This window comes from Streptosporangium sp. NPDC005286, assembly GCF_040607515.1.
Taxonomy (GTDB): domain Bacteria; phylum Actinomycetota; class Actinomycetes; order Streptosporangiales; family Streptosporangiaceae; genus Streptosporangium.
Genome location: NZ_JBEXGU010000224.1, coordinates 1 through 11,578, shown reverse-complemented (window position 1 = coordinate 11,578; position 11,578 = coordinate 1). Strand labels below are relative to the sequence as shown.

Genomic DNA, 11,578 nt, shown 5'->3' with positions numbered 1-11,578 from the left:
CGGCCCCGGTGTGTCACCGGGGCCGCGGCGGTCAACGTGTCGGGCCGAAGCCGAACTCGTCAGATCCAGTTGGAGATCAGGCGTACCTCCATGCCGACCGGGCGGGCGGCGCAGGGCATGGACTTGACCTGTCCGGCGCGGCCGGCCTGGACGCTGTAGCAGGAGTCGACCCAGTCGTCGCTGTCGGTGACCCAGTCGCTGGGCAGCGCGCCGATGACCTTGTCGGCGATCGCGACGTACTGGCCGTTTCCGGTGACGACGAGCACGCCTTCGACGATGGCCTTGGCCAGGCCGGACAGGTCGGCGTTGTCGTCGCGCTCCATGAAGACGACGTCGACGGCGGTCCAGCTGAAGTTGGACCACTCGATCAGGACCTGGTTCACGTTGCTGTAGGTCGTGCCCTCGTTGGTGATGTAGGGCATCTCGATGCTGTCGACCCGAGCCTTACCGTCGGTCCCGGCGCCCATGGTCCAGGCGTAGATCTCCGGTCCGCCCTTGTACCAGGGCTCGTGGTCGTTGTAGTTGGTGATGCGATTGATCTGGGCTGCCCAGCGGGGCGTTCCCGCGGCCTGCGCCGTAGGCTGCTGGGCCTCATCGGCCTTACGGTCGATTCCGGTGATGCCGGCCTCGCTGAGAGCCTTGCGGATGACCTGCTGGCCCAGCTCGGCGGTCTTGCGCTCGTTCAGGCCCACGACGAGCACCGCCTGCCTGGGAGCCCGGCGGGCATCGAGCTCGTAAGTGCGACCGGCCGAGTCGTAGGCGGTGACGGTGCGGACGAACTTCTCGTCCTTGGACGGGGTGAACATGACCAGTGGCTTCTCGCCCGCGGCGACCCGCTTGACCGTGGCGGGGTCGGCCGAGACCTCCAGCAGCGACTCGCCCTCGCCTTCGGCCTGGAGACCCTTCAACTGCAGGATCTTGCTGTCAGCCTGGCGGGTGTAGTCGGTCAGGTCCTGCGCGCCTGGCACGGAGGCGAACAACGCGGCCAGGTCGGCCTGGCCGTCACCCGCCAGCTCGCGGTTGAGCACCGCCCTGAACTCACCGTTGTCGAGCCTGCGGGCGATCTGCTCGGCGAGCGTCCGCTTGAGCCCCTCCATGGTGGCGGCCGACTCTGCGGCCTTGAGCTTGGCCGACTGGCCGGGGGGCAGCGGATCGGCCACGGCCGTCGCCGGCGCTACAGCACCCATCAGGGTGGCGGCCAGGGCGAATGCCGCCAGCCCAACTACCTTCTTCACAAAACCTCCTGGTCAACCGATAGAGCACTGCCGCCGGATTCTTGCGGGAACCGAGCGGTTGCATAAGGCAGAGGATGACCGGCGCGCCTTATCAAATAGTTACGTCTTCTTATGAACCCTTATGGTCAATCCCATAATGGGTTTAACGTTCATTTTCGGACTTGGATGTGTGGACGCCCTCGTGCAGCCGGTTATGGGATCGGATCGCGATGGCCAAGGTCGGCACGGCCCCGCGTCGCCTCCCCCAGCGGGTCTTCGGGGTCGGTCATCCCGAGGTCGACTCGCACGCCCGGATGCTCCTGGCGAAGCCAGGCGAGCGCGGGCGCCATCAGAGTGGCGCCCGCCGTGGCGAAGTAGCGTATCGCCAGCCGCTCGGTGTGCCCGGCCCATAGGCCGGTCACCTTCTACCTCAACTACCGGCTCATCTCGGACGAGGGCACGACCAGCGCCGCCATCGTCGGATACCTGCTGCCGGGAACGATGGTGCTCGACGAGGAACCCGGCCCGCGCGTCATCTCGGGAATGATCGTCGCGCCCCTCGGCGCCGGGATGACGACGCCCGGGTCCGTCATGCCTGTCCGATCAGCCGCGGAGCCCTCACCGCACGGGAGGTCGGCTCCTCCGGTTGCGGGACACCCGAGTCGCGGCGCGAGCGGTGCGGGTCCGAGGCGGCAAAGCCCACAGACAGCCGGAGGCGGGGCACCGGACCTCCGCCGACGCCCCGCCTCTGACCGGGTGCCTCACATCCGAAGCGCGCCCAGAATACTGGGGACGTGCACTTATTCAGAGGGTGCGGTATTCGTCGTGTCCTGGTCGCGGGCGGCAAGGTAGTCGGTCCAGTCGCGTCTGGCGATGTTGGCCCATCGAACTGCGGTGTTGATGTGGAGGCCGAGGAGATCGGCCAGAATCGGGGGCGGAACATCCTCCAGGAGCGCGATGAGGGCCGCGTTGCGGGCCGGCCGAGCGTCGATCCCGTGGTCGAGGAGCTTGCGGCTGAACCCAGACGGGGCGGCTGGGCGCCCTGGTAGCAGGCCGGGGAAGAGCCAATGCTGCCCGGGGCCGTCGGTCTTGATCCTGGCTTGTCGGCTCTGGCCTTCAGCGAGTTGGCCCAACAGCCTGGCCAGCTTAGGAGGTAGCGGATGGAGTAGTTGCGCGTGCTGCCGTCCGCGAGCCACTGGTTGAGGCGGTCTTGGGTGAGGTCCCCGGTGGGCGGCTCTGCGGCGGGCCCGTTTGAGCAGGAACCAGTGGACGAACGGTCGGATCAGGGCGGCGTGCTGGGCAGGCCGGTCGGCCAGGAGTTGGTCCAGCCAGGCGGGGATCCGGTCGAGGTCTTCGTGGCGTTCGGGCAGCACGCCGGTGTGAACCAGAGTCTGCCGGACGTAGTGCTCGTAGCGGCTGGGCGGGAGTTCGTCTAAAAGGTCGTGACTAAGCGGCTTTCCGCTTGCGGCAAGTTCGCCCAGTAGGTGTGCGTTCGGGCTTCGCCGCAGCCAGCACAGGACACCGCGGGGGTCGTTTGCGGCGGCCAGCGCGTCCTGCAGCGGACGGAGTTGGCAGGAGACCTGGCCGTCGGGTCCAGCGAGGTGTTCTTCGAGGCGGAGCAAGAGCACGCAGCGGGGGCAGCGGCCATCAGCGTAGAGGCGTCCGCCCTTGCCGCAGGCCAGGCAGGTGTAGATGCCGGGCATACCGGCGCATGGGCCGCAGATGTTGTGCCCGCTGTCGTCCCTTGCGATCAGAGGTTGCTGCTCGTGGCAGAGGTTGCTGCTCGTGGCAGAGGTGGCACTCATCGGAGTGGTCGAGGATGCGGACATAGCAGGCGCCACAGACCGGTCCGCGGGGCCAGTGGGCGTGCACGGGGCGGACCTGGCTGCAAGCAGAGCACACACTGGTGGGCCGGGGCCGACAGGTGCGGCAGACGAGCCGCCCTTGAGAGTTCTTGGTGCAGGGGCGAACCTGCCCACAAGTTGAGCACGGGGTTGCGGCCGGGGTCGCGCAGTTCCAGCAGAGGTCAGGGCTGTTGGTAGCGGCTCGGCGGACAATCTGCTGGTGCCTGCCGCAGTTCCCGCAGGTCCGGCGAGGCTGGGCAAGGTGGCGGTAGCAGGTCGGGCAGAGCGCCCCGGCCGAGCCGAGGGAATGGGCGCGGCCGACGCGACCGCAGGCGGTGCAGGTATGCGCGGGCGGAGTCCAGCAGGCTTCACAGAGCGGCTTGCCATCCGAGCGTCGGGTGACGGGCATCCGCGAACGTCCGCAGCCCGCGCAGTCCTCGGTGACCTGCGGATCCTTGCGGTAGCAGGAATAGCAGACGCCACCTTCGTCTCGCCGAGCGGAAATCCTGGCGGTGCGACCGCAGCGCCCGCACGGCTTCTTGTTCAGGGAGCTTCGTGCGGCGCATGCCTGGCAGATCCGGCCGCCCGGGCCGCTGCGAGGCAGCGTGATGCCGGCGCGTCGACATTCCGAGCAACCGGGCGAGGTGACACCGGTGTGTCCGGCGGCGAGCAGAGCCTGCGCGAGGCGCACGATCACGGCCGGGCAACGTGGATCGCCGAAGGTGAGCGCGTCCGGATGCGCGGCCAAGTGCTCGTCGAGCTCCCGCTGGGCGACGCCGCGTTCGGCCCGCGCCTGCAGCAGTGCGTTCGACGCGGCCTCCGCGTCCAGGTCAGGCAGGCGGGTGGTGAGCGCATTGATGATCCGGACGCGTCGTTCGTGGCGTTCTGCGACTCTGCGCTCGTCGCGGGTGCGGCTCACTGGCCCGGTCGACGGATCGTGGTCCGCCGAACCTGCGGCGCAGGACGGTCCGTGTCTCCGACAGCCTTGCTGACCTGGGCATTGACCGTCTCAACTTCGATCAAGTCGTTCGGGGTGCATTGAAGGATGTCGCAGAGCGCAGCGAGGGTGTCCATCGACAGCCGCTGCGGGGGCTGGGTGACCAACCGGAAGACCTGCTCGCGGGAGAGATGGACTCCTCGTTCGGCGAGTAGCGGGACCATGTCCGTCGTCTGGAACATGTCGCGGTCGGCCATGAGCTTGCGCAGGTTCCAGGTGATCCCCATTTTCTTGATCATTGACTCTCCCAGAGGTCAGGGTGGCGGTCCTTCAGAGCGCGCTGGATCACCCGGTTGCGGTACTCGTCGGACACACCGGTGTAGATCGCGGTCGTGCTGGCGTAGCTGTGGCCGACCTGCATGGACACGAACTTCTCGGGATAGTCGAACTCCACGAGGTGCGTGATGTACGAATGCCGCAGACAGTGCAGGTCCAGTTCGGGCGGTAGGCCAGCGGCGTCTCTGGCCGTGGTGAAAGCCATGTTGACGCCGCGCAGGGACATGCGGCTGGAGCGTTCGGTGACAAACAGTGCGGCGAGCTTGCCAGGTGAGAAGGCGGGGCGGACCTCGGTGCACCAGTGGTCGAGCACGTCAACGATCCAGTCGAACTCCTTGACCGTGAACACCGTGCGGCGCTTGGGCGGACTGCCGTTGGACGCCTTGCCGTAGCGGACGTAGAGGCCGCCGTGTTTGCCGTACTGCGGTCTTTTCGGAGCCCGCCGAAGGTCGGCGAGGTCGAGCATCCGCGCCTCGTTGCGCCGCAGCCCGTAGGCGTAGACCGTCTTGAGCAGGGCGGAGTCCCGCATTGCGGTCAACGCGCCTTTGCGGCCCCGATTCTGGGCCTCCTCGACTCGGCTGTCGGCGGCGTCGAACAGGGCCTGGACCTCGTCGTAGGTCAACGGGCGGCGATCAGGCTGGCCCTCGTATTCGGCCACGTGGGCGACACGATTGTCCTCGTGGAAGATCTGCTGCGGGGTCTGTCCGAACCGCTCCAGGCACTCCGCCGCCCAGCCGTAGCGGCGGTCGGTGATGAAGTCCATAAACAGAGCGAGGGTGGTCTCGTAGCCCCGCCCTGTCGACAGAACGACCGGCTTCTTGCGGTTCGGGGACCGCAGGTGAGCTATGAACGCCTCACCATCGGCAGGTTGCCACTGCCACGGGTACTGGTTCGTGAAGTCAGCCCAACGCCGCACCAGCGACATCCGTGGTTTGATCGTCGCCTCCTCGTTGAGGAAACGAGTGCGTTGCTGGCGTGCCCAGCCCAGCAGCATCGCCTCGAACACCGCGCTTGAAGGGTCGAGGTGGACCACTCCATCGACGAGTTCCAAGCCAGCGGACCCGGCCAAGCGGCCGACATGACCCTCACGAGCTTCCGTTGCATTCACCGCAACATTGTTGTGGTTGATGTGATCAAAAGACAAGGACACGGCAAGCTCTGAGTATGCGGAGCAGCCGTCGGAGACGGCGTTCAGCGGGGCGGCTGCCCGGGTGTAGGCCCCGAGCAGCCGCGTGCTACTTCTTCTTCGGGCGGACCGGCGTCTGCGCCAGCGCGCTGGCTGCGGCAGCCTTCTCCGCCTTGGTCGCATTCGGGTTCGCCAGCGTCTTGCAGGCGGCCGAAGCGGCCTTCGCGCCGGTCTGGCCGGTGCTCTTGGGAGCCTGCGACAGTGCGCTGGCCGCAGCGGACTTCTCCGCCTTGGTCGCATTCGCGCCGGTCAGGGTCTTAGCAGCGACTGAAGCAGCCTTTGCGCCGGTCTGACGAGGATTCTTTGGAATGATCAACATCCCCCTCCGGGTCTAATTTGCATCGCGACCCGAAAGCTGATGTCATGCGTGATCTGACCCAGCGCATTGACATCAGTTCAGTGCCGCACCGAACGCCTGGCCCCTACAAGGCCAGGCGTTCGCCGTTCAGCCGCCAACCATCAGCGGCTGAGACGAATCTGGGCAATCCTCCGGTTCCGGCTGCGAAGCCAAAGGACAACCACGTTTAACCAGGCCGAGCCATCCCCCACAGCGGACATTCAGCACGTTGTATCCGATGCAACTCGGCCCGTTTTCAGCTGCAGCCGCTGGTGGAGCCGCAGCCCTCGCAGACGTAGCAGCTGCCCGCGGGGCGCATCTTGGTGCCGCAGGTCATGCAGAGCGGCGCGTCGGCGGTACGGCCCTGGTGGGACTCCAGGGAGCCGGCCCGCCGCGGGGTTTCCACCGGCACCGCTTCGGCTCGGGTCTGGGGCTCCTCGATGGGGGCCGAGGTGGCGAGCTCGGCGATGACCTCGTCGGCGTGGATCGGGGCCGGGTCCTCACCACGCTGCTGGGCGGCGCGCTCGGAGGCGGAGAAGATACCGAGGGCGGCACGGTCGTCGTAGGGCAGGTGGTCCAGGGCCAGGCGGCGGAAGATGTAGTCCATCACCGAGGCCGCTATCCGGATGTCCGGGTCGTCGGTCATGCCGGCCGGGTCGAAGCGCATGTTGACGAACTTGCCGACGTAGGTCTCCAGCGGCACCCCGTACTGCAGGCCGATGGAGATGGCCACCGAGAACGCGTCCATGACGCCCGCGAGGGTCGAGCCCTGCTTGGACATCTTCAGGAAGACCTCGCCGAGGCCGTCGTCGGGGTAGGAGGAGGCGGTCATGTAGCCCTTGGCGCCACCCACGGTGAAGCGGGTGGTGGTGCTGGGACGCTGGTTCGGCATCCGGCGACGGGTCGGGCGGCTGATCTCCACGACCTGGATCTCCGGCTCGGCGACAGCCTCCTTCGCCTCGGTCTTCCTGCCGGCGGCCGAGAGGGGCTGGCCGACCTTGCAGTTGTCGCGATAGACCGCGAGGGCCTTCAGGCCGAGCTTCCAGCCCTCCATGTAGACCTGCTCGATGTCCTCGATGGTGGCGGACTCGGGGAGGTTGACGGTCTTGGAGATGGCGCCGGACAGGAACGGCTGGGCCGCGGCCATCATCCGGACGTGCCCCATGGGGGCGATCGCGCGCTCGCCCATGGCGCAGTCGAACACCTCGTAGTGCTCGTGGCGCAGGCCGGGGGCGTCGACGACGTGGCCGTGCTCGGCGATGAACTCGACGATCGCCTCGATCTGCTCCTCCTGGTAGCCCAGCTGCCGGAGCGCGCGCGGGATCGTCTGGTTGACGATCTGCATGGAACCGCCGCCGACGAGCTTCTTGAACTTGACCAGGGCGAGGTCGGGCTCGATGCCGGTGGTGTCGCAGTCCATCATCAGGCCGATGGTCCCGGTGGGCGCGAGCAGCGAGGCCTGGGCGTTGCGGTAGCCGTTCCTCTCACCGAGCCTGAGGCACTCGGCCCACTGCTTGGAGGCCTCGTGGTGGATGTCGCCGTCCATCTTCTCGAACGTGCGCAGAGTCTCGTTGGCGTCGTTGTGCTTGCGCATGACCCGCTTGTGCGCGTCGGCGTTGCGGGCGTAGCCGTCGTACGGGCCCACGACCGCGGCCAGTTCCGCGCTGCGGCGGTAGGAGGCGCCGGTCATCAGCGAGGTGATGGCTCCGGCCAGGGCGCGGCCGCCCTCGGAGTCGTAGGCGTGGCCGGTGGCCATGAGCAGCGCGCCGAGGTTGGCGTAGCCGATGCCGAGCTGGCGGTAGGCACGAGTGGTCTCGCCGATCTTCTCGGTCGGGAAGTCGGCGAAGGTGATGGAGACGTCCATCGCGGTGATGATCAGCTCAGTGATCTTCACGAAGTTCGCGATGTCGAAGGTGTCGTCGTCTCTCAGGAACTTCAGCAGGTTGATGCTCGCCAGGTTGCACGAGGAGTTGTCCAGGTGCAGGTACTCCGAGCAGGGGTTGCTGGCGGTGATGCGGCCCGTCTCGGGGCTGGTGTGCCAGTCGTTGATCGTGTCGTCGTACTGGACGCCGGGGTCGGCGCACTCCCACGCGGCCTTGCCCATCTTGCGGAACAGGCTCCTGGCGTCGACCTTCTCGATGACCTCGCCGGTGAGCCGGGCACGCAGGCCGAACTCCTCGCCCTGCTCCACCGCGCGCATGAACTCGTCGGAGACGCGCACGGAGTTGTTGGCGTTCTGGTACTGGACGGAGACGATGTCCTTGCCGCCCAGGTCCATGTCGAACCCGGCGTCACGGAGGGCGCGGATCTTGTCCTCCTCGCGCGCCTTGGTCTCGACGAACTCCTCGATGTCGGGGTGGTCGACGTCGAGGACCACCATCTTGGCGGCGCGGCGGGTGGCGCCGCCGGACTTGATGGTGCCCGCGGAGGCGTCCGCTCCGCGCATGAAGGAGACCGGGCCGCTGGCGGTGCCGCCGCTGGAGAGAAGCTCCTTGGAGGAGCGGATCCTGGAGAGGTTGACGCCGGAACCGGAACCGCCCTTGAAGATCACACCCTCTTCCTTGTACCAGTCGAGGATCGACTCCATCTGGTCGTCGACGGCCAGGATGAAGCAGGCGCTGACCTGCTGCGGCGACGCCGTGCCGACGTTGAACCAGACGGGGGAGTTGAAGCTGAAGACCTGGTTGACCAGAGCGTGCTTGAGCTCGTGGTCGAAGATCTCCACGTCCTCCTCGCCGGCGAAGTAGCCGTGCTCGACCGCCGTACGGGTGTAGACGCCCACCACGCGGTCGATCAGCTGCTTGAGGCTCCACTCCCGCTGCGGGGTGCCGACCGCGCCGCGGAAGTACTTGGTGGTCACGATGTTGGCGGCGTTGACCGACCACGACTGGGGGAACTCGACGTCGCGCTGCTCGAAGTTGACCGAGCCGTCGCGCCAGTTGGTCATGACGACGTCACGGCGCTCCCAGGACAGCTCGTCATAGGGGTGCACGCCTGGGGTGGTGAAGATGCGCTTCATCCTCAGGCCCTTGCGCGGCCGCTTGCTCCCACGTGCCACCGCGCCGGCGGTCTCCGTCATGATTTCCCCCTCCTGGGGCTCCGCGAGCCCTCATATCGGACCACACCAACACGCCGCTCACCCCCGGCGCCCAGGGTCTTTCTCAGTCTTGCCCGCTGGAGCGCCCCACCCGGAGCTGCTCGATCTCCGCCTCGAAGTCGGCCAGGGTCTCGAACCCCCGGTAGACGGAGGCGAACCGCAGGTACGCCACCTCGTCCAGTTCGCGGAGCGGCCCCAGGATCGCCAGCCCGACCTCGTGGGCCGCGATCTCGGCGCATCCGGTGGCCCGGATGCTCTCCTCGACCCGCTGGCCCAGCTGCGCCAGGGAGTCCTCGCCGACGGGCCGCCCCTGGCAGGCCCGCCGGACCCCGGCGATCACCTTGTCCCTGAAGAACGGCTCCGTCACGCCACTGCGCTTGCTCACCATGAGCAGGACCGTCTCCTGTGTGGTGAACCTGCGCCCGCACTCCGGGCACGTGCGCCTGCGGCGGATGGCACCGCCGTCCTCGGTGGCCCTGCTGTCGATGACTCGCGTGTCCGGATGACGACAGAACGGACAGTGCACGCGCGTCGCCTCCTTGAGCTGCGAGAGCGGCTCACCCACCTCACCTGCCCCATGGCGCGCATGTCGAGACGCTCGCGCACGCCCCTCGAATAGTCGAGATGCGGTAATGGAAACACAATCTGTGGTGAAGTGTTGTAGTGCAGCCACTAGATGTTGTGGTCTAACGGTAGAAGTGCGCGACCATGAACGCAAGTTGAAAGGCCCTCGCCACACGAAGTCGCTGATCAGCCGTCACGTCTCGGCGTGTCGCCCCTCGGGCGATGCCCTCCCACCTCACGCACCCCTTCCCTCACATGCGTCCCAGACGATATGTCAGGCAGGACCCTCATCGAACCCTCCCGCGCGGCTCGCCCACGCCTTCCTCGAACCCCGCCGGCCAATCCCACGCGCCCCACGGAATGCGCCACTTCTCAGCGGATGAGGCCCTCGGGGAGATAGAGCCGGGTTCCGGGCCGGACCTCGGAGTCGGCCAGCCCGTTGAGGTCCATGATGCGACGGACCGCCCGGCCGGCGTCGCCCTCCTGCGTCAACGCGTCCGCGATCTTCCACAGCGTGTCACCCGCGTGCACCGTGATCCGGGGCAGGCCCTCGTGACCCGTCCGCTCGCCCGCCAGGGCCGTGTCGATGCGCCCGCCGACCCAGAGCATCCCCAGGGTGAACAGTACGAGCATCGTCACCGCCACGATCCTCCCACGCCGGGTGAGCCGGAGTGGCCGCCTGGCGGTCCGGGGCCGGACGGCACCTGGGCGACGGACGCCCGCACGAACCGCTCCCGCCCCGGGCACCCGGCCCGGCGCCCCATGCCCAAGCCCCCGCCGAGGCCCCTGCCCGTGCCCACGCCTCGCGCCACGCCCGAGTCTCGGCTCACACCCGGCCTCCGGCTCCCGAGGCCGCCCGGCCGTCCGCTCGCGCCCGGGCCGCCCCGGCACCCTTCCGTCTTCCGGACTCCGCCCCACCCCGGCCCGGCTGCCTGATTCCGGCGCGGGAGCGGGCTCCGATCTCGGTGGCGGCACCAGGCGCAGCAGCGGTGCCCCCGGCGATCGCCGCGCGGTCCGGGATCTCGGCACGGCCATGGATCGTGGTGTCGTCGCGGTCGGTTTCACGGTGGCCCCCATCCCCTCGACCTGGCCGAACACATGTCGAAGAAAGATCGGTGAATCGAACACGATGTCGATCGAACTCCCGTACGATGTTGTACACCACGGCGTCGCCGATATCGAGGACATTCGAACAATTGTTTGAATATGATCTTCGGCCGTTGTATGGTCGCTGTGTGCGACACATCAGATACAGACCGGGAGGCGAGGAGTTCGTATGAGCCAGCACAACGAGAACGGTTCGGCCGCCAGCGACCTGGCGGTGCGAAGGCGTGACTCCCTTGGCCTCACCCCCAGGCAGCGGAAGATCCTTGAAGTGATCCGCGACTCCGTGCAGCAGCGCGGTTACCCGCCGTCCATGCGGGAGATCGGTGAGGCGGTGCAGCTCACCAGCACCTCCAGCGTGTCGCACCAGTTGACGGCTTTGCAGCGCAAGGGCTACCTGCGGCGTGACCCGCACCGCCCCCGTGCTCTGGAGGTGCGCCTTCCCGGCGAGCCCGTGCTGTGGGTGGATCCCGACTCCGGCGAGGACGAGACCCCGGTCAGCCGCCCGACCGCCGCCTACGTGCCACTCGTCGGCCGGATCGCCGCCGGTGGCCCGATCCTCGCCGAGGAGAGCATCGAGGATGTCTTCGCCCTGCCTAAGCAACTCGTCGGCGAGGGCACGCTCTTCCTCCTCCAGGTGACCGGAGACTCGATGATCGAGGCCGCCATCGCCAACGGCGACTGGGTGGTCGTACGCCAGCAGCCGGTGGCCGACAACGGTGACGTGGTCGCGGCGATGATCGACGGCGAGGCCACGGTCAAGACCTTCAAGCGCAGGGACGGCCACGTCTGGCTGGTCCCGCACAACCCCAACTACGACCCGATCCCGGGTGATGAGGCCACCGTGCTCGGCAAGGTCGTGGCGGTCCTCCGCAAGCTCTGAAGCACGCGCCTTCAACCCTCCGGGCCACACGCTCGAGAACGCACGCCACGCCGGGCGACCGGCACCCCGACGTCGG

11 protein-coding genes are annotated in these 11,578 nt (G+C 67.7%); 1 reads left to right on the top strand and 10 read right to left on the bottom strand.

Translation table 11 applies throughout. From position 1 onward, the window contains the following. Positions 1–59 precede the first annotated feature (59 nt). The 10 genes from ABZU75_RS41950 to ABZU75_RS41905 form a co-directional block, all read right to left on the bottom strand. Positions 60–1,235, bottom strand: a complete 1,176-nt coding sequence (locus tag ABZU75_RS41950) for a DUF3103 family protein (RefSeq protein ID WP_355567527.1) — start codon at positions 1,233–1,235, stop codon at positions 60–62. Positions 1,236–1,426: 191 nt separating this feature from the next. Further along, a complete protein-coding gene (locus tag ABZU75_RS41945; protein WP_355567524.1) occupies positions 1,427–1,636 on the bottom strand; it encodes a LysR substrate-binding domain-containing protein in 210 nt (69 codons plus the stop codon). Positions 1,637–1,648: 12 nt separating this feature from the next. After that, positions 1,649–1,807 (bottom strand): hypothetical protein, encoded by a 159-nt coding sequence (locus ABZU75_RS41940; RefSeq protein ID WP_355567521.1) that lies wholly within the window; start codon positions 1,805–1,807, stop codon positions 1,649–1,651. A gap of 207 nt (positions 1,808–2,014) precedes the next feature. Beyond that, positions 2,015–3,019, bottom strand: a complete 1,005-nt coding sequence (locus tag ABZU75_RS41935) for a hypothetical protein (protein WP_355567518.1) — start codon at positions 3,017–3,019, stop codon at positions 2,015–2,017. A 954-nt stretch (positions 3,020–3,973) separates the two neighbouring features. After that, a complete protein-coding gene (locus ABZU75_RS41930) occupies positions 3,974–4,282 on the bottom strand; it encodes a helix-turn-helix transcriptional regulator (RefSeq protein ID WP_355567515.1) in 309 nt (102 codons plus the stop codon). A gap of 8 nt (positions 4,283–4,290) precedes the next feature. Next, complete coding sequence (locus tag ABZU75_RS41925; RefSeq protein ID WP_355567512.1) at positions 4,291–5,382, bottom strand: site-specific integrase; 1,092 nt, start codon at positions 5,380–5,382, stop codon at positions 4,291–4,293. 184 nt (positions 5,383–5,566) lie between these two features. Continuing rightward, positions 5,567–5,836, bottom strand: coding sequence for a hypothetical protein (locus ABZU75_RS41920; RefSeq protein WP_355567509.1), 270 nt, complete (start codon positions 5,834–5,836; stop codon positions 5,567–5,569). Between the two features lie 274 nt (positions 5,837–6,110). Further along, complete coding sequence (locus tag ABZU75_RS41915) at positions 6,111–8,933, bottom strand: vitamin B12-dependent ribonucleotide reductase (RefSeq protein ID WP_355567507.1); 2,823 nt, start codon at positions 8,931–8,933, stop codon at positions 6,111–6,113. An 82-nt stretch (positions 8,934–9,015) separates the two neighbouring features. After that, positions 9,016–9,477 (bottom strand): transcriptional regulator NrdR, encoded by a 462-nt coding sequence (nrdR, locus tag ABZU75_RS41910; protein WP_355567533.1) that lies wholly within the window; start codon positions 9,475–9,477, stop codon positions 9,016–9,018. 410 nt (positions 9,478–9,887) lie between these two features. Next, a complete protein-coding gene (locus ABZU75_RS41905) occupies positions 9,888–10,148 on the bottom strand; it encodes a LysM peptidoglycan-binding domain-containing protein (RefSeq protein WP_355567530.1) in 261 nt (86 codons plus the stop codon). 643 nt (positions 10,149–10,791) lie between these two features. Here ABZU75_RS41905 and lexA point away from each other — a divergent pair. Continuing rightward, positions 10,792–11,502: a transcriptional repressor LexA gene (gene lexA / locus ABZU75_RS41900; RefSeq protein WP_343972512.1), complete on the top strand. Its 711-nt coding sequence runs from the start codon at positions 10,792–10,794 to the stop codon at positions 11,500–11,502. Positions 11,503–11,578: the final 76 nt, after the last annotated feature.

What these genes read in the sequence shown, in the direction of transcription:
- ABZU75_RS41940 (WP_355567521.1), bottom strand. Translation starts at nt 1,807, where the DNA reads ATGACGGACCCGGGCGTCGTCATCCCGGCGCCGAGGGGCGCGACGATC.
- ABZU75_RS41915 (WP_355567507.1), bottom strand. Translation starts at nt 8,933, where the DNA reads ATGACGGAGACCGCCGGCGCGGTGGCACGTGGGAGCAAGCGGCCGCGC.
- lexA (WP_343972512.1), top strand. Translation starts at nt 10,792, where the DNA reads ATGAGCCAGCACAACGAGAACGGTTCGGCCGCCAGCGACCTGGCGGTG.
- ABZU75_RS41920 (WP_355567509.1), bottom strand. Translation starts at nt 5,836, where the DNA reads ATGTTGATCATTCCAAAGAATCCTCGTCAGACCGGCGCAAAGGCTGCT.
- ABZU75_RS41935 (WP_355567518.1), bottom strand. Translation starts at nt 3,019, where the DNA reads ATGAGTGCCACCTCTGCCACGAGCAGCAACCTCTGCCACGAGCAGCAA.
- ABZU75_RS41905 (WP_355567530.1), bottom strand. Translation starts at nt 10,148, where the DNA reads ATGCTCGTACTGTTCACCCTGGGGATGCTCTGGGTCGGCGGGCGCATC.
- ABZU75_RS41930 (WP_355567515.1), bottom strand. Translation starts at nt 4,282, where the DNA reads ATGGGGATCACCTGGAACCTGCGCAAGCTCATGGCCGACCGCGACATG.